This is a genomic window from Nocardia rhizosphaerihabitans (genome assembly GCF_014646295.1).
Lineage (GTDB): Bacteria > Actinomycetota > Actinomycetes > Mycobacteriales > Mycobacteriaceae > Nocardia > Nocardia rhizosphaerihabitans.
In genome coordinates this window covers 851,128-874,343 of record NZ_BMNE01000004.1, presented here as the reverse complement: position 1 = coordinate 874,343, position 23,216 = coordinate 851,128, and the positions used below count along the sequence as shown (strand labels likewise).

17 protein-coding genes are annotated in these 23,216 nt (G+C 69.4%); 9 read left to right on the top strand and 8 right to left on the bottom strand.

All coding sequences use genetic code 11. From position 1 onward, the window contains the following. Positions 1–10: 10 nt before the first annotated feature. On the bottom strand, positions 11–1,666 hold the full coding sequence (locus IEY60_RS21375) for a (2,3-dihydroxybenzoyl)adenylate synthase (protein ID WP_189030985.1): 1,656 nt from the start codon (positions 1,664–1,666) through the stop codon (positions 11–13). A gap of 87 nt (positions 1,667–1,753) precedes the next feature. Here IEY60_RS21375 and IEY60_RS21370 point away from each other — a divergent pair, with 87 nt between their 5' ends. The 5 genes from IEY60_RS21370 (at position 1,754) to IEY60_RS21350 (ending at position 14,464) form a co-directional block, all read left to right on the top strand. After that, positions 1,754–2,602 (top strand): SDR family oxidoreductase, encoded by an 849-nt coding sequence (locus IEY60_RS21370; protein ID WP_189030983.1) that lies wholly within the window; start codon positions 1,754–1,756, stop codon positions 2,600–2,602. After that, positions 2,599–3,747 carry an isochorismate synthase gene (locus IEY60_RS21365; protein ID WP_189030981.1) on the top strand — a complete coding sequence of 383 codons (1,149 nt, stop codon included), beginning with the start codon at positions 2,599–2,601 and terminating at the stop codon, positions 3,745–3,747. Before IEY60_RS21370 ends, IEY60_RS21365 begins: the two co-directional genes overlap by 4 nt. Positions 3,748–3,778: 31 nt before the next feature. Then, entirely contained in the window at positions 3,779–4,435 is a 657-nt protein-coding gene (locus tag IEY60_RS21360; RefSeq protein ID WP_189030970.1) for an isochorismatase family protein, read from the top strand. Between the two features lie 142 nt (positions 4,436–4,577). Further along, positions 4,578–13,430: a non-ribosomal peptide synthetase gene (locus tag IEY60_RS21355; protein WP_189030968.1), complete on the top strand. Its 8,853-nt coding sequence runs from the start codon at positions 4,578–4,580 to the stop codon at positions 13,428–13,430. Between the two features lie 35 nt (positions 13,431–13,465). Further along, positions 13,466–14,464: an ABC transporter substrate-binding protein gene (locus IEY60_RS21350; RefSeq protein ID WP_229740005.1), complete on the top strand. Its 999-nt coding sequence runs from the start codon at positions 13,466–13,468 to the stop codon at positions 14,462–14,464. 92 nt (positions 14,465–14,556) lie between these two features. Here IEY60_RS21350 and IEY60_RS21345 read toward each other — a convergent pair whose 3' ends face one another. The 5 genes from IEY60_RS21345 to IEY60_RS21325 all read right to left on the bottom strand — a co-directional run bounded on the left by IEY60_RS21345 (position 14,557) and on the right by IEY60_RS21325 (position 18,229). Next, a complete protein-coding gene (locus IEY60_RS21345) occupies positions 14,557–14,970 on the bottom strand; it encodes a type II toxin-antitoxin system VapC family toxin (protein ID WP_189030966.1) in 414 nt (137 codons plus the stop codon). Next, on the bottom strand, positions 14,967–15,227 hold the full coding sequence (locus IEY60_RS21340) for a FitA-like ribbon-helix-helix domain-containing protein (protein WP_189030964.1): 261 nt from the start codon (positions 15,225–15,227) through the stop codon (positions 14,967–14,969). Before IEY60_RS21340 ends, IEY60_RS21345 begins: the two co-directional genes overlap by 4 nt. A 142-nt stretch (positions 15,228–15,369) precedes the next feature. After that, positions 15,370–16,791, bottom strand: coding sequence for an NAD(P)(+) transhydrogenase (Re/Si-specific) subunit beta (locus IEY60_RS21335; protein ID WP_189031382.1), 1,422 nt, complete (start codon positions 16,789–16,791; stop codon positions 15,370–15,372). A gap of 17 nt (positions 16,792–16,808) precedes the next feature. Next, positions 16,809–17,111, bottom strand: coding sequence for an NAD(P) transhydrogenase subunit alpha part 2 (locus IEY60_RS21330; RefSeq protein WP_056818017.1), 303 nt, complete (start codon positions 17,109–17,111; stop codon positions 16,809–16,811). Beyond that, on the bottom strand, positions 17,111–18,229 hold the full coding sequence (locus IEY60_RS21325) for a Re/Si-specific NAD(P)(+) transhydrogenase subunit alpha (protein ID WP_189030962.1): 1,119 nt from the start codon (positions 18,227–18,229) through the stop codon (positions 17,111–17,113). Before IEY60_RS21325 ends, IEY60_RS21330 begins: the two co-directional genes overlap by 1 nt. Positions 18,230–18,638: 409 nt before the next feature. On the opposite strand from IEY60_RS21325, the gene IEY60_RS21320 reads away from it, so the two are divergent. The 3 genes from IEY60_RS21320 to IEY60_RS21310 are packed head-to-tail and all read left to right on the top strand — an operon-like array spanning position 18,639 to position 20,601. Then, complete coding sequence (locus IEY60_RS21320) at positions 18,639–19,091, top strand: HIT family protein (protein WP_189030960.1); 453 nt, start codon at positions 18,639–18,641, stop codon at positions 19,089–19,091. Further along, a complete protein-coding gene (locus tag IEY60_RS21315; protein ID WP_189030958.1) occupies positions 19,088–19,930 on the top strand; it encodes a maleylpyruvate isomerase family mycothiol-dependent enzyme in 843 nt (280 codons plus the stop codon). The genes IEY60_RS21320 and IEY60_RS21315 overlap by 4 nt, the downstream gene beginning before the upstream one ends. After that, a complete protein-coding gene (locus IEY60_RS21310) occupies positions 19,930–20,601 on the top strand; it encodes a Type 1 glutamine amidotransferase-like domain-containing protein (protein ID WP_189030956.1) in 672 nt (223 codons plus the stop codon). The genes IEY60_RS21315 and IEY60_RS21310 overlap by 1 nt, the downstream gene beginning before the upstream one ends. Here IEY60_RS21310 and IEY60_RS21305 read toward each other — a convergent pair. Continuing rightward, positions 20,572–21,045 (bottom strand): GtrA family protein, encoded by a 474-nt coding sequence (locus tag IEY60_RS21305; RefSeq protein ID WP_189031380.1) that lies wholly within the window; start codon positions 21,043–21,045, stop codon positions 20,572–20,574. The two genes, IEY60_RS21310 and IEY60_RS21305, sit on opposite strands and share 30 nt — an antisense overlap. 94 nt (positions 21,046–21,139) lie before the next feature. Continuing rightward, entirely contained in the window at positions 21,140–21,469 is a 330-nt protein-coding gene (locus IEY60_RS21300) for a hypothetical protein (RefSeq protein WP_189030954.1), read from the bottom strand. 365 nt (positions 21,470–21,834) lie between these two features. On the opposite strand from IEY60_RS21300, the gene IEY60_RS21295 reads away from it, so the two are divergent. Continuing rightward, positions 21,835–23,208 carry an FAD-binding oxidoreductase gene (locus tag IEY60_RS21295; protein ID WP_189030952.1) on the top strand — a complete coding sequence of 458 codons (1,374 nt, stop codon included), beginning with the start codon at positions 21,835–21,837 and terminating at the stop codon, positions 23,206–23,208. The last annotated feature ends 8 nt before the right edge of the window (positions 23,209–23,216 follow it).

Below are 23,216 nucleotides of genomic sequence, written 5' to 3'. Positions count from 1 at the left end.
CCCTGCGGGTTCAGTTCCCGTGCGCGCCGTCGGCCAGCAACTTCCGCAGTTCCTTGCGGCTGGTCTTGCCGACGCCGGTCTCGGGGAACTGGTCGACCACGACCACCGCGTCGGGCATCTTCCACGCCGCGACCCCGCGCTCGCGTACGAACTTGCGCACGGCGGTCAGCGTCGGCCGCTGCGCCGGATCGGCGGGCTGGACGAAAGCGCAGATGCGCTGTCCCAGTATCGGATCCGGGGTGCCGACAATGACGGCGTCGCGCACGTCGGGGTGCTCGAGCAGATGCGCCTCGAGCTCCTCGGCCGACACCTTCTCCCCACCGCGGTTCACCCAGTCACCGGCGCGACCGGCGACCACCAGATTGCCGTCGGGCCGCACCGAGACGATGTCGCCGGTGCGGTACCAGCCGTCGGCGGTGAAGCTACGGGCATCGGCCTCGGGATTGTCGTAGTAGCCGCGAATCGTGTACGGGCCCTGGGTGATCAGATTGCCCTGCGCGCCCGGCGCCACCTCGGCGCCGTTGTCGTCGACGACCGCGATCTGGTCGAACTCCGACATCGGCCGCCCCTGGGTGCTCACCACCACGTCGATCGGATCGTCGAGCCGGGTGTAGCAGACCAGACCCTCGGCCATCCCGAACACCTGCTGCAGGGTGACACCGAGCGCGGGCCCGATCCGGCGGGCCAGTTCGTCCTGGCAGCGGGCGCCACCCACCTGGAGCACCCGCAGGCTGGACAGATCGGACGTCCGGCCCGCTTCCGCGCGCTCGGTCCACAGCCGGGCCAGCGGCGGCACCAGGCCGGTGATGGTGACACCGAATTGCTCGATCAGCGGGAAGGCCGTCGCCGGCGTGGGATCGGGCGTCATCGCCACCGCGCCACCGACCCACAGCGCGCCCAGGATGCCCGGCGAGCTCATCGGGAAGTTGTGGGCGACCGGAAGCGTCGCGAGATAGACCGTGTCACTGTCGAGTTCACAGATCTCGGCGCTGCGGCGCACGCTGTAGAGGTAGTCGTCGTGGGTGCGGGCGATGAGCTTCGGGATGCCGGTGCTGCCGCCGGACAGTTGCAGGAACGCGACGTCGCCGGACTTTGGACCGGTCAAATCCGTTGGCTCGTCGCGGAACTCGGCGATATCGTTGGCCCCGTCCGGCGCCTTCTGCCCCTCGTCGAGAACGAGCAGGATCTCGCGCAGACTGGGCACCTCGGCGCGCACCGACTCCGCCAGTGCGGCGTAGTCGAAGCGCTGATGGGTCGCGCTGGTGATCATCGCGGTCGCCGCGGCGGCCCTGGCGATCGGTACCAGCTCGGCGGCCCGGTGCGCGGGCAGGCAGAACACCGGCAGCGCGCCGAGCTCGAACAGCGCGAAGATCACCTCGACGAATTCGGCGCGGTTGGGCAGCTGCACAAGCACCCGGTCGCCTTGCTTGATTTCGAGGCGGGCCAGGCCGGTGGCGAGCGAGCGCGACCGGTGGTGGAGTTCGGCGTAGGTCCAGCGGTTGTCGGTGTCCAGAACCGCGATCCGATCCGGCGCGGCGGCGGCGCGCGCGGCGAGGACATCGCCGAATGTCGCACCAGCCCAAAGGTTTTGGCTCCGATAGCGTTGCGCCAGGTCAGCGGGCCACGGGGTGAAGCCGGGGAGTACGGGTTCGGTCAAGTCGAGCACCTCTTTCCAGCGGGCATTCCGGTATCGCCGCCCGAGGTTATGAGGGAAGCTAACCAAATGACGACGGATTCAGGTTAGGCTAACCTCATGTTGAATGGGGACTCCCGTGGGCGGATCGTCGTCGTCACCGGCGCGGCCGGGGGTATCGGCGCCGCGATCGCCGCGCGATTCGCGGCCGAGGACCGCGTGGTCTCGCTGTGGGACCTCGATCCCGCGGTCCACGACACCGCCGCCGACATCGAGAGCTCCTGTGCCACAGCAGCATCCGCTGATCTCGGCACGGCCGCCGGGCGCGGCAGCGAAGGCGCATCCGTGCATGGCGTCACCGTCGACATCACCGACCCCGACGCGGTGCGCGCGGCATTCGACCGCCTCGCCACCGAACACGGCCGCGTCGAGGTGCTGGTACACGCCGCTGGAGTCATGGTCGGCGGAACCGCCCTCGAGCTCGGAGTGGACGACTGGGCACGCTGCCTGACCGTCAACGCCACCGGAACCATGCTGGTCACCCAGCGCGCCGCCACCGACATGGCCGCCGCCGGCAGCGGATCCGTCGTCGTGGTCTCTTCCAATGCCGCGGCCGCGCCCCGGGTCGGCATGGCCGCCTACGGCGCCGCCAAGGCCGCCGCCACCGCGTTCACCAGATCGCTCGCCTTGCAGGTCGCGCCGATGGGTGTGCGGGTCAACCTGGTCTCCCCCGGCTCCACCGATACCGCCATGCTGCGCGACATGTTCGGCGGCACACCACTCGACGACTCCGCCGAGACCGCGCTGCTCGACGGCGATCCCGCCGCCTACCGGCTCGGGATCCCGTTGCGCCGCATCGCCGCTCCCGCCGACATCGCGTCGGCCGTCCACTTCCTGGCGTCCGACGGCGCCCGCCACATCACCATGCATGACCTGCGGGTCGACGGTGGCGCAACGCTAGATATGTGACCGAAAGGGTGATCACCATCAGTACCGACAGTTCAGACCCCGCTTTTGTCCTGTCCCGTCCGCAGCGGACCGTCTCCGCGTCCGCGGGCGGGACGATCTTCCGGTCGGCGCACGACGCGGTTACCGCGCTGCGCAGCGGGCGGATCAGCCACATCGTCGGCGCACTGCCCTTCACCCCCGGGGCGCCGACAGCACTGTGGGCGCCGGACTCGGTGACCGTCACGGACTCGCCGCACCTGCCCCGGCCCCATGTCACGGTGCCCCGGTTCGAGCTCGACGAAGCGGTGCCCGCGCCGGAGGAACACCAGCGTCGCGTCGCCACCGCCGTCGAGCTGCTCGGCAGTCCGGCGCATCCGGTGCGTAAAGTCGTGCTGGCCAGGGCACTTCGCGCTGTCGCGGCGGCCCCTGTTCGGGCGCTCGACTTCCTTGATCTGATGGTCGCCTCCGACCCGCAGTCGAACGGTTTCCTGGTCGACCTCTCCGCCGCCGGTGGGCGCTATCCCGGTCGCCATCTCGTCGGCTCCAGCCCGGAGATCCTGGTGCGCCGCATCGGCAACGAGGTGCTGAGTCATCCGCTGGCCGGCTCGGCCCGCCGCGTTCTCGATGATGCCGAGGCGGACCGCCGTGCCGCCGACACCCTGCTCACCTCGGCCAAGGACCACGCCGAGCACCGCTACGTCGTCGACCAGGTCGCCGCCGTGCTGAGCGACCGGTGCGCCGAAGTCGACACGCCCGCACCGCAACTCACCTCCACGCCCGCGATGTGGCACCTCGGCACACCGATCTCGGCGACCGTGCCCCTGGCCGGGCCGTCCGCGCTCGAGCTCGCGGTGGCACTGCACCCGACGCCCGCGATCTGCGGCACCCCCACCGGCGCCGCGGCGCGCCTGATCGCCGAACTCGAAGGCGAGCGCGGCTTCTACGCGGGCGCGGTCGGCTGGTGCGATGCCGACGGCAACGGCGAGTGGATGGTGAGCATCCGCTGCGCCGAACTGTCCACGGACGGCACCACCCTGCTCGCGCACGCGGGCGGCGGGATCGTCGCCGCGTCCGATCCGGCCGCCGAACTGGCCGAGACCACCGGCAAATTCCAGCGCATCCTCGGTCCGCTCGGTATCGCGGATCTGCCCGTCACCGTCGGCTGACGCCGACTTTCCACCCGAACGAGAGACCGTCATGCCTATCCCCCCGATCGCGCCCTATCCGATGCCGAGTGCCGACGAGTTCACCGCCGACCAGGTCGACTGGACCGCCGAGCCCGGGCGCTGCGCGCTGCTGATCCACGACATGCAGCAGTACTTCCTCGATGCCTACGACCTGTATCGCGATCCAGCCCGCACCCTGATCGCGAACATCGCCCGGCTGCGCGACCGCTGCCACGAGCTCGACATCCCGGTGATCTACACGATGCAGCCCGGCAACCAGCACCCGTCCCGGCGCGGCATCCTCGCCGACTTCTGGGGCAGCGGCATGGCCGAGGGTGCCGACACCCAGGTCATCAACGCCATCGCCCCCGAGCCGCAGGATATCCAGGTCACCAAGTGGCGTTACTCGGCATTCCAGCGCACCGACCTGCGCGAGCTGCTCGGCTACTACCAGCGGGATCAGCTCCTGGTCACCGGCGTCTACACCCACATGGGCTGCATGCTCAGTGCGGCCGAGGCGTTCATGGGTGACGTGCGCCCGTTCCTCGTCCACGACGCGACCGCGGATTTCAGTCGTGAAGAGCACGTGATGGCGCTGAACTACGTCGCCCGGCGATGCGGTGCGGTCACCGGTACCGAGGACCTGCTGAGTCAGCTGGACCCGGCCCGGATCGAAGCCGACGCCTGACCCGGCTCGCGTGGCGAGGGCCACAATCTGCCATTGAAAGTAAAGCTAGGCTAACCTAACTTCGCCTCCCTCCTGCTGGGGCTCATCGAGCCCGGGTGGCGCGAGGGAAGGGGTCGGGGAACGTTGATGTGAAGGAGTTGCTGTGGGCTCGGTGGAACGGGACGACGTAAGCGCCGAACATCCCGGATTGCCGCTCACCGGAGCGCAACTGGGCATCTGGAACGCCCAGCGCCTCGATCCCGATTCGCTCAGCTACATGGTCGGTGAGGTGCTCGAGATCTCCGGTCCCGAGCCCATCGATGTGGCGTTGCTGGACGCCGCGATTCGCCGCACCATCGCCGAATCCGACACCATGCGACTGCGTTTCGACGACACCGCGGAGGGACCGCGGCAGCGGATCACCGAGCTGGAGCCCGAACTACGGCCGCTGGTGGATCTGCGCGGCGAGACCGACCCGGTCGCGGCCGCGCACCGGCTGGTCGCGGCCGAACGGGAACGCTCCGCCACCTATTGCCGGGCCATGGTCGACCGGCAGCTCTACACCTACACGCTGCTGCGCCTCACCGATAACCATGTGTGGTGCATCCAGCTCTACCACCACTTGATCATCGACGGCTACAGCGCGGCCATGGTGTCGCGCCGGGTCGCCGCCCACTACACCGCGCTCCGGCGCGGCGACGACGTGCCGCGCCTGCGGTGGGGCTCGATCGAGACGCTCGTGGCCGAAGACCTGGAATACCGTGCGAGCCAGGCACATCAGCACGACCGCGACTACTGGCGGGACCGGCTCACGCCGCTGCCGCCGCTGGACGGTCGCGGCCGTGCACCCGAGGGCGTGGTCGAGCAGACCCACGAGGCTCGCGCCGTCCTCGACGCCGATCTCGTGGCACGGGTCAAGGCGGCGGCCACGGCGGCGGGCATCACCTGGGCCGATGTGCTCGTCGCCGGATACGTGGGATTCGTGCACCGGTTGCTCGGCGAGACCGATGTGGTCATCGCGCTGCCGGTGATGGCGCGCGTCGGCAAGACGGCCCTCACCACCCCGTCCATGACGGTCAACGTTCTGCCGCTGCGGATTTCGGTCTCCAGCGCCGATCGCCTCGGCGAGCTCGGGAAGCGGGTGGCCGATGCGCTGCGGGAGGTGCGCGCCCACCAGCGATTCCGTGGTGAGGACCTGGCCCGCGAATTCGGCGGCGCGCAGACCGGGGCGCTGCTGCACGGCATCGGCATCAACCTCAAGGCCTTCGACTTCGCCCTCGATTTCGACGGTGCCACCGGCACTCTGCGCAATGTCGCCGGTGGGCCGCCGGAGGACCTCGGCCTGACCGTCACCCCGCTGTCGGAGGACCGGATCCAGCTCGGATTCGAGGTCGACGCCCGATCGCTGGACGCCGCGACGGCACGGCGGCGGATGGACGCGCTGGTCGCGCTGATCACCGAACTCGTCGACGCGGCGGACAAGCCCATCGGCGCGATCACTCTGTACCCCACCGAGATCGGCGCGGGTATCGCCGTCGATCGTGCCGCTGCCGCGCTGCCCGGTAGTCCCGAGGACGCGGTCGAAGTCTTCGACAGCATGGTCGCGGCGCAACCGGACGACATCGTGCTCGTCGACGGTGCCCACCGGCTCACCGCCGCCGAACTGGGCGCCCGGGTGCACCGGTTGGCCCGGTTCTTGCGCAGCCGGGGCGTCGGCCCCGAGGACATCGTCGGCATCGCGCTGCCGCGCACGGTGGAACTGGTCGTCGCCCTGCTCGCGGTGCGGCACGCGGGCGCGGCATTCCTGATCCTCGATATCGGTCATCCCGCCCAGCGCATCGCCGACATCGTCGACGATGCCACACCGGTGCTGATCCTCACCGACGACGCGGTCGCACTGACGGTGTTCGCCGATCGATCCGAGGCGCTGATCGCGATCACCGACGAGCCCGCGGACGTGGTGTCCGCAGATCGGTCGGCACCGAGTGGTGACGCGGAGCGCGCGCGGCGATCGGGCGCATTGATCCGACTGTCGGACGGCGGGATTCGGGAGGAAGTCGCCCGCTTCGCGAGCGGTCCGCTGACCGCGGCCGAACTCGCCGCGCCGCGCTCGGCCGCGCATCTGGCCTACGTCGTGTACACCTCGGGGTCCACCGGTAAGCCCAAGGGCGTGCAGATCTCCTGCGGTGCGATGGCCCAGCTACTGCACCATCACCGGTCGACCGTCTACGCCGACACCGCCGAGCGCGCGGGCGGGCGGCGGCTGCACGTCGCGCACACCTATTCCTTCGCCTTCGACGCGGCGCTGGACCAGCTGCTGTGGCTGTGGTGCGGACATCGGGTCCATTTGTACGACACCGATATTCAGAAGGACGCGGCCGCGCAGGTCGCCGCGTTCGGCGCCGATCGCATCGATGTCGTCGACACCACCCCGTCGATGGCGACCGCCCTGATCGACAACGGGCTGCTCGGCAGCGCGCACCGTCCCGAGCTGCTGCTGCTCGGTGGCGAGGCGACCCCGCCCGCCCTGTGGTCGGTCATCGTCGCCTCAAAGGTGTCCGCCCGCAATATGTACGGCCCGACGGAGGCCACCGTCGACGCGCTCAGCGCACCGGTCACCGGCGCGCTACCGCATGTCGGCGGTCCGCTCGACGGCACCCGCGCCTACCTGCTCGACGGTGCGCTGCAACTCGTCCCGCATGGCGAGATCGGCGAATTGTATTTGGCCGGTTCGCAATTGGCGCGCGGCTACCTCGGACGCGTCGCCGTGACGGCCGAGCGGTTCGTCGCCGATCCGTTCGCCGCGGGCGAGCGCATGTATCGCACCGGCGACCGCGCGCGGTGGCTACCCGGCCACGGCTACGACTACCTCGGCCGCGCCGACCAGCAGATCAAGGTGCGCGGCTATCGCGTGGAACTGGGCGAAGTCGAAGCGTCGCTCGGCGCACTGCCCGGCGTGGCCGCCGCGGCCGCCACCATCCGCAAGTCCGGCGACAGCACCCGCTTGGTGGGCTACCTGGTCCCCGAGGCAGGCCGCTCTCTCGATGCCGACCAGCTGCGCCACCGGCTGACCACCCTGGTGCCCGACCACCTGGTGCCCTCGGCGCTCGTGGTGCTCGATGCCCTCCCGACCACCGTCAACGGCAAGCTCGACCGTGCGGCCCTGCCCGCACCCCAGCTGACCTCGACCGGACGCCCGCCCGGCACCGAACAGGAGCGCGCACTCTGCGGTGTGGTCGCCGAGGTCCTCGGCCTGGCCCAGGTCAACGCCACCGACGACTTCTTCGGACTCGGCGGCGACAGCATCACCGCGATCGGCGTGAGCAGCCGCCTGCGCGCACTGGGCTGGGAAGTGCAGCCGAAAACACTGCTGGCCCAACGCGATCTGGCCGCCATCGCCGCCGCGGCCCAGGTCGTGGACCACCAGGCCGAGACCCCGGCCCCGGACGAGGCGACCGGGGCCGTCCCGATCCCACCGATGGTGGCCACGCTGCTCGAGGCGAACCCGAGCCGCACCGCCGTCGCCGGGTACGCCCAGTGGACCGCCCTGACTCTGCACGAGGACCTCACCCTCGACAACCTGACCACCGGCCTGCAAACACTGCTCGACCGCCACGACGCGCTCCGCCTGATCCTCGAGGAAGCGGACCGGCTGGAAGTTGCGGGCGTCGGAACCGTGCGCGCATCGGACCTGGTCCGTGAGCTGTCGTTCGACGACCCACGGTTGAGCGGTGCGGTTGCCGAGTCATCGCCACCGCAGCTCTCGGACGCCCCGGACGGCGGATCGAATTCCTCGGCGCACGGCGGGTTCGCTGAGGACGCGCTGATCGAGTCGGTAGCGACCGCGCTCGCGGGGGAATTGGATCCCGCTGCGGGTGTCGAGATTCGCGCCACGGTGGTGCGCACCGCGCCGGGGGCCGCCGACCGCCTGGTTCTGGTGGCCAATCACGTGGTGGTGGACGGGGTTTCGTGGCGAATCCTGGTACCTGAGCTGTACGCGGCGTGTGTGGCGGCGCGGGACGGGCGGCCGGCACGGATGTCCGCGAAGGGTAGTTCGTGGCGGCGGTACGCCACGCTGCTCGCCGAGGCGGGCGCTGCGGGCGATCATCGCCCGGAACTGGCGCACTGGGAACGCGCTCTCGGTGACGGCACGGTCGCGCCCCTCGGGAAACGACCGCTCGACCACGCCATTGATCTCGTCGAGAGCGCCGACCGGACAAGGACTTTCGCGGCTGCGGCGGTTTCCGAAGCGCTGCTGACCACGCTCCCCACCTCCTATCGGGCCAAGACCGACGACGTGCTGCTCGCGGCGCTCATGCTGGCGCTCAACGCCTGGCGGCACGAGCGTGGCGAGGCGCTCGAGTCGGGCAGGCCTGTCACGGTCGAGGGGCACGGGCGTGAAGCCCTGCGTGCCGATACCGATTTCGCCGGCACCGTCGGCTGGTTCACCAGCGAGTTCCCGGTGTGGACGCCCGCGACGGGAATCGACGACCCGGACGGGCTCGCCGACGCCCTGGCCGGTGGGGCGGCGGCCGGACGGCTGGTGCGGGCGGTCAAGGAGGCCAAGCGGGCCGTGCCCGGCAACGGCGTGGGGTACGGCGTGCTGCGCAGGCTCGATCCGGAGACCGCGCCGCGATTCACCGGGCGGCGCGCGCCCGAGGTGCTGCTCAACTATCTCGGCCGATTCGGCGGCGGTGGGGCCCTCGGCTGGAGTCTGCCCGAACACGACGCGTTCGCGGTGACCGAGCCACCGGAAAAGGCGCTCACGGAAGTGCTTTCGCTCAACGTCTTCGTGCACGAACCCACCGCCGGGGAGCCGGGTGCGCCCCGGCTCGCCGTGGAGTGGACCGCGGCGAGCCGGATTCTCGGTGCGCACCAGGTCGCGGAAATCCAGCGGCACTTCGAACTCGCGCTGGAGGCGTTCGCCGCGCACGCGGTGCTGTTCCCCGGTGGGCTCACGCCGTCGGACGCCCCCGGCATCGCCGTCGACCAGGAGACCATCGACGCACTGGAAGCCGCACACGGCCCGCTGGCCGAACTGCTGCCGTTGTCGCCGTTGCAGGAAGGGCTGCTGTTCCATGCGATTCGCGATGGCGCCGACGATGTCTACACCCTGAGCGCCCGCGTCGACCTGCACGGGCCGCTGGACGGTCCACGGTTGTCGGCCGCTTTCGACACCGTCGTGGGCAGATACCCCACCATGGCCGCGGCCTTCCACTACGAGGGCTTGGATCAGCCGGTGCAGGCGGTCCCCCGGGCTGTCGGGATGCCGTGGCGTGAGGTCGATCTGTCCGGGTTGCCGCTGCGCGCCGCACAGGCCGCCGCCGACCGGCTGGAAGTCGAAGCGATCCGGCACCGGTTCGCGGTGGACAGGTCCCCGATGTTGCGCGCCACGCTGATTCACATGCCGGGCGATGCGCACCGCCTCGTGCTCAATACCCATCACCTGGTGATCGACGGCTGGTCCACCCCGATCGTGTTGCGCGAGGTGCTGGCCACCTACCACGGGGATGAACTACCCTCACCCGCCTCCTACAGCGACTATCTGGCCTGGATCGGCACCCGTGATCGCGCGGCCGTCCGCGCGGCTTGGTCCCGGCGACTGGCCGGATTCGCCGAGCCGACGCTGGTGCGCACCAATACCTTCCGCGAGCGCGAGTTCCGGCAGTGGCAGGTTCCGCTGCCAGAATCTTTGTCCACGGCGCTGACCGAGCTCGGCCGCCGTCGCGGCCTGACGTTGAACACCCTGGTGCAGGGCACCTGGGCACTGGTGCTGGCCGCGCTCACCGGACGCACCGACGTCGTGTTCGGCGCGACCGTCTCCGGCAGACCCGCCGAGCTGCCGGGCGTAGCGGGCATGGTCGGTCTGTTCGCCAACACCGTGCCGGTGCGCTGCGTGTTCGACCGCGATCGCACGCTGCTCGAACAGTGGGCGGACCTGCAGGAAGACCAGTTCGCCATGCAGGAGTTCGACTACGCGGGACTCGCGGAGATCGAACGGATCGCGGGCATCGGCACCCTCTTCGACACCCTGGTCGCCTTCGAGAACTTCCCGAATTCCGGTGCCGGTCAACCGGAGTCGCATGAGCTGCGCCGCGGCGAGTTCCACAATCACGGCAACACGCACTATCCGATGACCCTGATCGCCCCGCCGGGCGACCGGCTCGAACTGGTGATCTGGTACGACCGCGCCGCCGTCCACGACACCACGCTCGCCCGGATCTCCGATCGAATCGGCGCGATCCTGGGGGCCGTCACCGCCACGGCGGAAGTCCGGCCCGAGGCCTTCCTCGAGCCGCTCGCGCCGCCCACTGCCGCCATGCTGACTGCCGTTTCGCCGACTGCCGCGGCGGCGACCGCTGCCGCTTCGCCGACTGCCGCCGCGACCGCTGCCGCCATGCCGATCGTCAAGCCCGCGCCAGCCACGACACGGCCGGACCCGCGCGGTGCGACCCTGGCCGAGTGGGGCGCCCCCGTCGATCCGACGGCACCGGCTATTACGGCCGAGGGCGTCACGATCGACTTCCGGGAATTCGATTCCAGGGCGAATCGCCTCGCCCGATGGCTCATCTCGCGCGGCGTCGGCCCCGAAACCGTGGTGGCCGTTGCCATGCCACGCACCATCGATTCGGTCGTCACGGCGCACGCCATCTGCCGGGCCGGTGGCGTCTACCTGCCGGTGGACCCGGAACAGCCCGCGCAGCGTGTCGAGAAGATCCTCGACACTGCCACTCCCGCAATGGTTCTGCATTCGCTGAGCGAGGCCGACACCAGCGGATTCGCCGCTACGCCGCTCACCGATACGGACCGGCTCGCACCGCTGCGCCCCGCCAACACCGCTTGTCTGCTGTTCACCTCCGGCTCCACCGGGGTGCCCAAGGGCGTGAGCCTCTCGCACGCCGCGATCATCTCCACTTTCGAGTGGCTGCAACACGAATGCCGATTCGGACCGGGCGACACGATGCTCTTCCGCACCCCGCCGATCTTCGACGCCTCGCTCATGGAGATGTTCCTGCCACTGCATGTCGGCGCCCGGATCGTGCTGACCCGGCCCGGCGGTCACCGCGATCCCTACTATCAGGCGCGGCTCATGAGCACCGAGCGGGTGACCGCGATGTGGATGACGACCTCCATGCTGACCGTGCTCGCCGAAGAGGCCGACCTGTCGGGATGCGCGGATCTGCGCTGTGTCCTGACCGGCGGTGAGGTGCTGCCGCCCGCGACGGCGCACCGCATGCGCGCGCTGACCGGCACCGCCGTCTACAACTTCTACGGTCCCACCGAGGCCGCGATCGGCTTCACCTTCCACGAGACCGTCGATGCCGACACCGCGTCGGTGCCGGTCGGCGCACCCGCCGACGCCGTCCGCATCCTCGACGACCAGCTGCGGCCGGTCCCCGAGGGAACCATCGGCGAGCTCTACATGACCGGTGTCCGGCTGGCGCGCGGCTATCTGGCCCGTCCCGATCTGAGCGCTGCCGCCTTCGTGGCCGACCCGTTCGGGACGGGCGAAAGGATGTACCGCACCGGCGATCTGGTGAAGCTGAATCCGCAGGGGGAACTCGACTACGTCGGCCGCACCGACAGCCAGGTGAAATTGCGCGGCCAGCGCATCGAACTGAGCGATATCGAATCGGCCCTGCTCACGTGTGCCGGTGTGGCCCACGCGGTGGTGCTGCTGCGCGAGGACACACCGGGTGATCAGCGCCTGGTCGCCTATCTCATGGCCAAGTCCGGAATCGCGCTCGACACCGGCGCGGTGCGCGAGCAGATACGAACGGCGTTGCCCGCGTACATGATTCCTGCTGCCTTCGTGGTGCTGGACCACATTCCGCGCACGGCGACCGAGAAGATCGCCCGGCAGGGGCTGCCCGCGCCTGAATCCGCGGCCATCCCCATCGCGGATACGCGCTCGGGAACCGCTTCCGAACCCGCTGCGGTCGGCACGGCTGCCGTAGTCGGCACGGCCAGCCCGGGCGGCGCAGCCAACACGGTGGGCGCGGCGGGCCCGGCGCACGCCGGCGCCGTCGCCGCGCAGGACGGTGGGCCGCTCGACCTCATTCGCGAGGCGATGGCGGCCGTCTTGTCGGTCGCCGAAATCGGCGCGGACGACGACTTCTTCGACAAGGGCGGCCACTCACTGCTCGCTGTGCGACTGATCGGCCGTCTGACCCGCGCGGACCTGCCTGTCGTCCTCGACGACGTCTTCTCCGCTCCCACCCCGCGCGGGCTCGCGGCACGCATCGGCACGGTCGATCCCACCGCACCTCGACCGGCAGACGGTCTCGCCAGCCTGGGCCGCCGCCTCGATCCGGTGCTCGAGCTGCGCACCGAAGGATCGGTCCCACCGCTGTTCTGCATCCACCAAATCGGCGGCACCGCATGGAAATACGCTCCGCTGGCCAGGCTGCTACGCGCCGAGCGACCGATCATCGGCCTGCAGATGCCCCAGCTCACCGAGCCGGACAAGCAGACGCGCACGCTCGACGAACTGGCGCGGTTCTACCTGGCCGCCGTCCGCCGAATCCAGCCGCAGGGCCCGTACCACCTGCTCGGCTACTCGCTGGGCGGCAATCTCGCCCACGCGATGGCCGCCATCCTGGAAGCCGAGGGCGAGCAGGTCGGCTATGTGGGTCTGCTCGATTCGCACCCGCTGTCGAACCTGACCGATCGGGCCGCCGCGACACTGGCCGACCCCTCCGGCATGGACGCGCTGCTGCCCGAAATCGCGGAGTACGCACCGGAATTGGCGGCCGTGGTCCGCAATGCCGCGACGGAGCTGCTGCGCATGGTCACGCAATCGGAGTCCCCTCACTACAGCGGCCCGATGGCCCTGTACTGCGCGGACAACGGCCTCGAACCCGAACGCGTACACGCGCAGCTGACCGGATGGCAGGCCGCGGGCGCGCAGCTGGTGGTCCGGCGACTTCCCTACACCCACAACGACATCGCGATGCCGGCCGGCTGGATCGAGGTCGCCGCGCTGCTCGACGCGGATCCCGCGATCCGCACCTGAACTTCCACCTGGATAGAAAGAAGGAAAACACCCCCATGTCAGCGCACCGAATGACGGCACGCATGCGTGCCGCCGTCGCACTCCTGATCGTCGCGGTGACCGCGACGGCAGTGGGCTGCGGCACCTCCACCTCCGACGAGGCGGCCGACACCGGCACCCGCCAGGTGGAAACCGCCAAGGGCCCGGTCACCGTACCCGCCGACCCGCAGCGCATCGTGGTCCTCAACGGCGCTCTCGCCGGCTACCTGTTCGACCTGGACGCCAAGGTGAAAGCCGCGGATCCGCGCATTCTGGGCGTCACGCTCGCGTCCGGCGAGTTCCCCGCCTCCTGGGCCGCGGACGCCAAGGAGCAGGGCACCGTTGCGGTGCCCTCCGGTGACGACCTGAACCTGGAGTTCATCGCCGCGCAGAAGCCGGACCTGATCATCGGCGGCGGACCTGGCTGGCCGGGACAGCAGACGATCAAGAACTACGACAAGCTCGCCGCCGTCGCGCCCACCGCGCTGGTGGCGTCCGACCTCGCCAACTGGCAGGACCAGTTGAAGGCGGTGGCCGACTTCGTGAACCGCCCCGAGAAGGTGAACGGCATGATCACCGCCTACACCGACAAGGTGGCGAAGGTGAAGTCCGCTCTGAAGCTGCCGCAGGGCGCGGCGGCCGTGTGGCAGTCCCAGGCGGACGGCAAGCCCATCCTGCTCGCCCCCAACACCCCGCTGGCAACGCTGCTGACCGACGTCGGCATCACCATCGACGACAAGATCGAAGCCAAGGCGGGCAACCCGCCCCGTGCCGCGGCAGGCGACTGGGTGACCTTCAGCCCCGAACTGGTGAGCACCGTCGTCGACGCCCCGGTGCTGTTCGTGATCAAGCTCGACGGCGGCCGCGACATCGCCCAGCTGAAGCAGGATCCGGCGATGGCCATGCTGCCCGCCTTCCAGAAGGGCCAGCTCTACGAGCTGCCCGCGACCGCCAAGCGCCCGGACTACCGGGAGGCCATGGCCACCCTCGACCTGCTGGCTCAGCGCTTCAAGTGAGATAACCCCGCACCACCATCACCCCGTCCGCCGAAAGCCCGGCGGCCGGGGTGATCGCGTATCGACACGACGCACGGCGATGCGGGACGCAATCATTCCCACGGGTCGATGACAGGGACGCCAGTTGCACGGAAAGCCGCGTCACGGGTCGCGATACTCATTCCAGCGGCCTTGGCAGTGGCCGCGATATAGCCGTCGGATCGGCCGATGGCTATACCCGCAGCGCGTGCGGTGGCCATGAGCTCGGCGTACGCCGCCGCGTCGGCCAGATCGAACGGAAGCACCCGCTTGGCGAACAACGGCATGATCCGGGTTTCGAACCGGTCGCGCATTCGCTCGCGCCGAGCCCCCGCTGGCATCGCGGCCAAGCCGCATCGGATCTCGGCGACGGTGATCGCCGACAGGTAGAGGGTGCGGAACGAGGTGGCGTCGAGCCAGGCGACGACGCGCGCATCAGGCGCCTTGCGCATGGTCTCGGAGATGACGTTGGTGTCGAGAACGATCACCAGTCGAACTCCAGTGGCTCGGCGGGTGTGCGGTCACGCTCGTTGATCAGGTCGTACTCATCGTCGGTCAACTCGAAATCGCGGCCGATCTCGGCCAGGAGCGAGCCGAGCTTGATGTCTTCCTCAGGTTCCGGCGTCACGGCGTCGGTCAGGATCGCACGGACCTCGGCCTCGGTACTACGCCCGTTCGCCGCCGCCCGCAGACGTAAGCGATCGCGCACGTCGTCGGGTAGATCGCGCACTGTCAATCGAGCCATCCCGCTCACCCACTCCAGGAAATGACGACACTGACGCCATTGACTTCATTGACGTCAATGCTAGGCGCGAGGTGGCCCGCCTACAACGCACAGGGGCCCTTGCCGTTCGCGATGAACGGCAAGGGCCCCTGTGGCGTGCGACTTACAGTGCCTTCAGTTCCTCGGTGACAGCACCGACGGACTTCTTGGCGTCGCCGAACAGCATGGAGGTGTGGTCGGCGTAGAACAGCGGGTTGTCGATGCCGGCGAAGCCGGAGTTCATCGAGCGCTTGAGGACGATGACGCTCTTGGCCTGGTCGACGTTGAGGACGGGCATGCCGTAGATCGGGCTGGACTTGTCCTCGCGGGCGGCCGGGTTGGTGACGTCGTTGGCGCCGATGACCAGGACGACGTCGGTGCGGCCGAATTCGCCGTTGATGTCGTCCATTTCCTTCATGGCGTCGTAGGAGACCTCGGCCTCGGCCAGCAGCACGTTCATGTGACCGGGCATGCGGCCGGCGACCGGGTGGATCGCGTACTTGACCTCGACACCCTTGCCCTCGAGCAGGGAGGCCATCTCCTTGACCGCGTGCTGGGCCTGGGCCACGGCCATGCCGTAGCCGGGGACCACGATGACCTGGTTGGCATAGGCCATCTGGATCGCGGCGTCGGCCGCCGAGGTCGCCTTGGCCTGCTTGTTCTCGCCACCGGCGCCGCCACCGGCCGCGCCGCCGCCACCACCGAAACCACCGGCGACGATGGCCGGGATGGAGCGGTTCATGGCTTTGGCCATCAGGTTGGTCAGGATGGTGCCGGACGCGCCGACGATCATGCCCGCCACGATCATCGCGGTGTTGTTCAGCGCCAGGCCGGCGGCCGCGGCCGACAGACCGGTCAGCGCGTTGAGCAGCGAGATGACGACCGGCATGTCCGCGCCGCCGATCGGCAGCACGACCATCAGGCCGAGGATGCCCGCGAGCACCAGCAGGCCGATCATCCACAGCTGCGAGACGCCACCGTTGTCGGCGCCGAGGCCGATCACCACTGCGCACACGATCGCGCCGACGAGCAGGATCAGGTTCAGCGGCTGCTGCAGCTTGCCGATGCCGATCGGCTTGCCGGACAGGATCTCCTGCAGCTTGGCGAAGGCGATGATCGAGCCCCAGAACGAGACCGAACCGATCACCGCGGCGAACAGCGAGCCGATGATGATGTGGATATTGGGCTCTTCGTGCAGCGCCGAGAAGCCCGAGCTGTCGATGAACTCGGCCCACGCGATGAGCGCGACCGTGCCACCACCGACACCGTTGAACGCGGCGACCAGCTGCGGCATCTCGGTCATCTTGGTGCGCACGGCGGGCGGAACACCCAGTGCCACACCGACGACCAGGCCCGCGCCGATCAGGATCCAGTTGATCATGTCCGCGTGGCGCACCGAGATCAGCGTGGCGATCACGGCGATGCCCATGCCGACCGCGGCGATCTGGTTGCCGCGCACGGCGGTCTTCGGGCCGGTCAGGCCCATCAGGCCGTAGATGAACATGGAGAAGGCCACGATGTAGAGGCCGTTGACCAGGTAGGTCATGTTGTCGACTGCGTGCATCACTCGGCCGCCTTCTTCTTGCCCTTGAACATGCCGAGCATGCGGTCGGTGACCACGAAACCACCGATGACGTTCAGCGTTCCGAACACCACGGCGACGAACAGGATCACCTGCACCAGCAGGGACGGGTCCTTCACATTGCCCAGCGTCACCAGCGCGCCGAGCACCACGATGCCGTGGATGGCGTTGGTGCCCGACATCAGCGGGGTGTGCAGGGTGTTGGGGACCTTGGAGATGACCGCGAAACCGACGAACCCGGACAGCACCAGGATCGCGATATTGGCGAGGAGTTCGGTGTACATCAGGCTTCCACCTCACGGGTGACGCAGGAATCCGCCAGCACCTGATCGCTGAAGTCGGGGGCGAGCTTGCCGTCGACCAGCATCAGTTCCAGCAGGGCCGCGATGTTCTTGGAGTACAGCTCGGAAGCGTGCTCGGGCATGGTCGCGGGCAGGTTCAGCGGCGAGGCGATGGTCACCTCGTGCTTGACCACGATCTCGCCGGGCTCGGTGAGTTCGCAGTTGCCGCCGGTCTCACCGGCCAGGTCGACGATCACGCTGCCGGGCTTCATGCCCTCGACAGCGGCGGCGGTGACCAGGCGCGGCGCGGGACGACCCGGCACCAGCGCGGTGGTGATCACCACGTCGAAACCCTTGATGGCGTCTTCGAGGGCCTGCTGCTGCTGAGCCTTCTCGTCTTCGGTGAGCTCGCGGGCGTAGCCGCCCTCACCGGCGGCGTCGATGCCGAGGTCGAGCCACTGCGCGCCGACCGAACGCACCTGATCGGCGACCTCGGGGCGCACGTCGTAACCGGTGGTGCGGCCACCGAGGCGCTTGGCCGTGGCCAGTGCCTGCAGCCCGGCGACACCGACACCGAGCACCAGCACGGTGGCCGGCTTCACGGTGCCCGCGGCGGTGGTCAGCATCGGGAAGAAGCGGGTCGACTCCGACGCGGCGAGCAGCACGGCCTTGTAACCGGCCACGTTGGCCTGCGACGACAGCGCGTCCATCACCTGCGCGCGCGAGATACGCGGGATCGCCTCCACCGCGAAAGCCTGCACGCCGGCGGACTTCAGCGCGCCGATCTGGTTCTCGGCATTGCGCGGCGCGAGGAACCCGATCAGGGTCTGCCCGGAGGACAGCTTGCCCACCTCGGCATCGCTGGGCGGGGCCACCTTGACGACGACGTCGGCCGACCACGGATCACCGATGGTCGCGCCCGCCTCGACATAGGCCGCGTCGGGAATGAGCGCGCCGAGGCCTGCACCGGCTTCCACGACCACCTCGACACCCTGCTTGGACAGGGCGGGGATGATCTTGGGCACCAAAGCGACCCGCCGCTCACCCGCGCCGGACTCGCGAACGACTCCGACACGCGCGCCGCGCGGCGAACCCTCGCCCACGTTTTGCGTTGTCTCCACTAGTCAGACTTCCTTTTCGTGCTGGCTTCGAGCCTGGGAACAACGGGGTCAGCCGAAGTTACCTACGAGTAAGATCGGCTTAAATCCTCGCAACTGTACTCGGCTCGCGGTGAGCCTAGCGGAGATGCCCGTCACAGCGGAGCGCTGGACTGACGAACCACAAATCGGACACTGCCGACCCGTTTCGCCAAGTTGACGAGCTTTCCGCTCGGCGGACGCGAGCTCGCGTCCTCGATCAGATTCGTCGCCGCAGGTAGGGCCGGACAAGACCGCACGTGCGAGTGGGGTACTTACCTGAACGTCCGGATCCTGGTCGAATGACCTGCTCGACGGGCGAACGTGACGCGTGTCATGCCGGTGCACGGTTCGGACTGTTGCGCGACCTGGGCCACACCGTAGGGTCGGAGCTGTGAACGACTGCGTCTTCTGCCGGATCGTGGCGGGTGCTGCACCGGCGACCAAGGTCTACGAGGACGACGCGGTGTGCGCGTTCCTCGACATCCGGCCGATCACCCGTGGGCACACCCTGGTCGTTCCCAAACAGCACGCCACCGAACTCGACGATCTCGACCCCGAGCTCGGTGCGACGATCTTCCGCACCGGTCACCGGCTCGCGCGCGCCCTGCGCCGCAGCGGCCTGGCCAGCGACGGCGCCAATCTCGTTCTCAACGACGGCACAGCGGCCTTCCAGACCGTGGGCCACGTCCACCTGCACGTGGTGCCGCGCAAGCACGGTGACAGACTCAGTTTCGCCAAGGGCTTTCTGCTGCGCAGGCCGCACGAACCGAACGCGACCGCAGCGGCGATCCGTGCCGGCATCACCGCGCTCGACCAGAGCGAAGCAGAAGGAGCACAGGGATGACCGACCGCACGCCCGATCGCGAGCAGCTCACCGACCTGCTCTCCCAGCAGTGGGAGGCCATCGGGATCCTGGTCGCCGACCTCGACGAGAAGGCGTGGCGCAAGCCGTCCCCACTGCCCGGCTGGACATTGTTCGACGTAGTCGCCCACGTGGTCGGCACCGAGTCGTGGCTGCTCGGCGACACCCCGCCGCCGCACGACCCGTTGCGCCCCAAGACCGATGTGCGGACGCTGCCGCACGTGCGCAACGAGGTCGCCGTGCTCAACGAGATCTGGGTCGACCGGTTGCGCCCGCTCTCCGGCAAGCGTCTGCTCGCCCTGTTCGACGAGGTGACCGACCGCAGGCGCGCGGCGCTGGCCGCGATGGACGAGCAGGCCTGGCAGACGCCGACGGTGTCGCCGGTCGGGCAGGTTCCCTACGGGCGGTTCATGCGGGTGCGGCTGTTCGACTGCTGGATGCACGAGCTCGACCTGGCCGACGGGATCGGCCGCACGGTGGCCGAGGGCGGCGGGCGCGCGGAGACCGCGTTCACCGAGCTCACCCTCGGTCTGGGCCGGGCCGTGGTGAAGGGTGCGAAGGCGCCGGACGGTTCGCGGATCACCATCGACCTCAGTGGGCCGGTCACCCGGCAGATCCACCTCGCGGTGGTCGACGGGCGCGGCGCGGTGCTGGAGGCGGCCGAGGGTGAACCGACCGCCGTGATCAGCATGGACTCCGGGTTGTTCGCGCGGTTGCGTGGCGGGCGGACCACCGCGGCCGCGCACCGCGATGCGGTCACCGTCACCGGTGACACCGCTCTCGGCGAGCGACTGGTACAGAACCTGGCCTTCACCATCTGATGCGGCTGTTCCTGGCGTCCTACCGGTTCGGCGCGTTCGCCGACCGGCTCGCCGGGCTGGTCGGCACACCCGGCCGGGTGGCGGTGATCCCGAACGCCTTCGACGCGTGGCCCGACGCCTGGTCGTCGGCGGTCACCAGTGATGTGCATCCGCTACGGCAGCAAGGGTATTCACCCGAGGTGGTCGATCTGCGCGATTATGCCGGACAGCCGGGCCTGCTCGAGCGGCGGTTGCGTGAGTTCGACATGGTGTGGGTGCGCGGCGGCAATACCTTCGTGCTGCGGGCCCAATTCGCCCGCAGCGGAGCCGATTCCGTACTGCCCGAGCTGCTACGCGAGGACACGCTGGTCTACGCGGGCTACAGCGCGGGGGCCTGTCTGCTCGGCCCCGACTTGCACGGGCTGGAGACGGTGGACGATCCTGCCGAGGTACTGCCCGCCACCGGTGTCGAACCGCGGTGGGACGGACTGGGATTGGTGGATCGGCGTCTGGTCGTCCACCTCGATTCGCCGACCGATCCGGACGGCGAGGCGGCGAAGATGCTGGCAAGCTGCCGGGCCGAGGGCGTCGCGCACTGGGCGCTCACCGACGACGATGTCGTCCTGGTGGACGGCGATCGGACCGAGGTGCTGCGCGGCCGGTCACCGGCCGGCTGCGACCGGATCCGCTGATCGCTTGCGCCGGAACACGATCCAGCGCATCGCGCAGTACATATACACCGCTTCGCAGGCGCCTGCCAGCACCCGCGCCACGTGGTACTCGACGCCGAGCGCGGACAGCCCGGAGCCGACGCCGAGGATGAACGCCAGGTAGTTGACCAGCACCACGACCGCGTACACCGCGGCCTGCCTGCCCATCGGGGCGTGCGAGTGGAAGTTGAAGGTGCGGTTGAGCAGGAAGGCCAGGCCGAACGCGACGATGTAGGCCAGGCTGATCGACAGCCAGACGGGCAGGTGAAGTCCCTCGTGCAGCAGCGTCAGCAGCAGCAGGTCGACGCCGAAGGTGAAGCTGTTGATCAGCGCGAAGCCGAGGAAGGTCGCGGGCACATACCGGTTCAGCCCGAACGGCAGACGGGCGACGACGTCCTCGCACCAGCGGGTGAACCGGTCGGCCATCGAGTCGGTGACACTCGCGTGCTGCTCCACGGGGCCAGCCTGCCAGCGCGAGATGACACCGAGGTGAGCAGACGGCAAACGGGTGAGGCGGCGCTCAGTGCGGCAGGGCGACAGCCTGCGCGGCGACGGGCTCGGCCGGGCCGCGGTCGAGCGTGGTCCAGGTGGCCAGGCAGCGGCGGCGGGTGAACTCGTCGGCCTCGGTCAGGAGAGCATCGCGCAGCAGGCGCGGGTCGGCGGCCCACTCGGCGGCGATCTCGGCCAGCGCGCGGATACCGAACATCCCGGTCGCTTCCAGCGCCGACAGCCATTCCGCGTGCGCGCCCGCGTGCACACGATGCATCGCCTCGGGGTCGATCCCCGCGTCGGCGCACTCGGCGGCCAGCAGGGCGCCGACCAATTCGCTGCGGTCCTGCGGTTCCTTCATCTTCCGGCCCTCCCGGCGAAATACGGTGCGACGCGGTGCGTCGGTTGATGCGATGCGCGAGCGGGCGCACCGTAGAGCGGAATTCGAAACGCGCCGGGCGCGCGACGGCGAATCGCTGTCGAACACACCCGTTATGGGCCATTGTGACGGGTTGGACGCCGTATACACCAACTGAACGCGCGGGATCACAGTCATGCGGAAATTCACTTGGTCGGCAACACATCGCATCGGGCACGAAACTGGTCAGCTGATCACCACGCTCAGGGGGCCGTCGATTCCCGGCCGATCCCTGCACCAGAGCGTGCTGATCAATCGACCATCGCGAGTGCCCGCGCGAGGCGGGTGGCGCGGGTTAGCGTTGACATGTGGACGAGAGCAGGGTTGACCTCGATGCGTTGATTTCCGCGGTGTCCGAGGGGGCGGTGGTCATCGATCCCGATCTGCTGGCGGGGTACCGGCAGGATTGGGCGCGTGATCCCGATGCGGGCACGCCGCTCGCGGTGGTGCGGGCGCGCAGCACCGCGGACGTGGTCGCCACACTCCGGTGGGCGCATGAGCGGCGGGTGCCCGTGGTGCCGCGCGGTGCCGGGTCAGGGTTGTCCGGCGGGGCGACCGCGGTGGACGGCGGGATCGTGCTGAGCACCGAGTTGATGCGGGAGATCAGCGTCGACGCGGTCACCCGGACCGCCGTGGTGCAGCCGGGCCTGCTCAATGCCGAGGTGAAGCGGGCCGTCGCGGCGGAGGGGCTGTGGTATCCGCCCGATCCGTCCTCGTTCGAAATGTGCTCGATCGGCGGCAACGCGGCGACCAACGCGGGCGGGCTCTGCTGTGTGAAATACGGCGTGACCACCGACTACGTGCTCGGCATGGAGGTGGTGCTCGCCGACGGGACCGTGGTGCGGCTCGGCGGGCCGCGGCTGAAGGACTCGGCCGGGCTGTCGCTGACCAAGCTGTTCGTCGGCAGCGAGGGCACGCTCGGGGTGATCACCGAGCTCACCCTGCGGCTGCTGCCAGCGCAGCCGCCGCAGGCGACCGTCGTCGCGAGTTTCGGCTCGCTCACCGCGGCCACCGACGCGATCCTGGCGATCACCTCGACATTGCGGCCCGCCATGCTCGAATTCATGGACACGGTGGCGATCAACGCCGTCGAGGACGAGATGCGGATGGGGCTGGATCGCACCGCCGCCGCGCTGCTGGTCGCCCGCTCCGACGCGCCGGGCGAGTTCGCCGCGCACGAGGCGAAGCTGATGGTGTCGCTGTGCGAGAAGGCCGGGGCGACAGAGGTTTTCGATACCGAGGATCCCGCCGAGGGTGAAGCCTTCACCGCCGCACGGCGATTCGCGATTCCCGCGGTGGAACGGATCGGGCCGCTGCTGCTCGAGGACGTCGGCGTCCCGCTCCCCCGGCTCGGTGACCTGATCACCGGCGTCACCGCGATCGGGGAACGCAACGACGTGCTGGTGTCGCTGATCGCGCACGCGGGTGACGGCAACACCCACCCGCTGATCGTGCACGACCCCACCGACCCCGACAACACCGCCCGCGCGCACCGCGCCTTCGGCGAGATCATGGACCTGGCCATCGCGCTCGGCGGCACGATCACCGGCGAGCACGGCGTCGGGCGCTTGAAGAAGGCGTGGCTGCCCGACCAGGTCGGTCCCGAGGTGATGGCGCTGACCCGCCGCATCAAGGACGCCCTCGACCCGGAGGGCATCCTCAATCCCGGCGCGGTCATCTAGTGGAACAT

Excerpts from the sequence above, each read along its gene's own strand:
- IEY60_RS21370 (WP_189030983.1), top strand. The coding sequence starts at position 1,754 with ATGTTGAATGGGGACTCCCGTGGGCGGATCGTCGTCGTCACCGGCGCG.
- IEY60_RS21360 (WP_189030970.1), top strand. The coding sequence starts at position 3,779 with ATGCCTATCCCCCCGATCGCGCCCTATCCGATGCCGAGTGCCGACGAG.
- IEY60_RS21350 (WP_229740005.1), top strand. The coding sequence starts at position 13,466 with ATGTCAGCGCACCGAATGACGGCACGCATGCGTGCCGCCGTCGCACTC.
- IEY60_RS21340 (WP_189030964.1), bottom strand. The coding sequence starts at position 15,227 with ATGGCTCGATTGACAGTGCGCGATCTACCCGACGACGTGCGCGATCGC.
- IEY60_RS21335 (WP_189031382.1), bottom strand. The coding sequence starts at position 16,791 with ATGACCTACCTGGTCAACGGCCTCTACATCGTGGCCTTCTCCATGTTC.
- IEY60_RS21330 (WP_056818017.1), bottom strand. The coding sequence starts at position 17,111 with ATGTACACCGAACTCCTCGCCAATATCGCGATCCTGGTGCTGTCCGGG.
- IEY60_RS21315 (WP_189030958.1), top strand. The coding sequence starts at position 19,088 with ATGACCGACCGCACGCCCGATCGCGAGCAGCTCACCGACCTGCTCTCC.
- IEY60_RS21310 (WP_189030956.1), top strand. The coding sequence starts at position 19,930 with ATGCGGCTGTTCCTGGCGTCCTACCGGTTCGGCGCGTTCGCCGACCGG.
- IEY60_RS21305 (WP_189031380.1), bottom strand. The coding sequence starts at position 21,045 with ATGGCCGACCGGTTCACCCGCTGGTGCGAGGACGTCGTCGCCCGTCTG.
- IEY60_RS21300 (WP_189030954.1), bottom strand. The coding sequence starts at position 21,469 with ATGAAGGAACCGCAGGACCGCAGCGAATTGGTCGGCGCCCTGCTGGCC.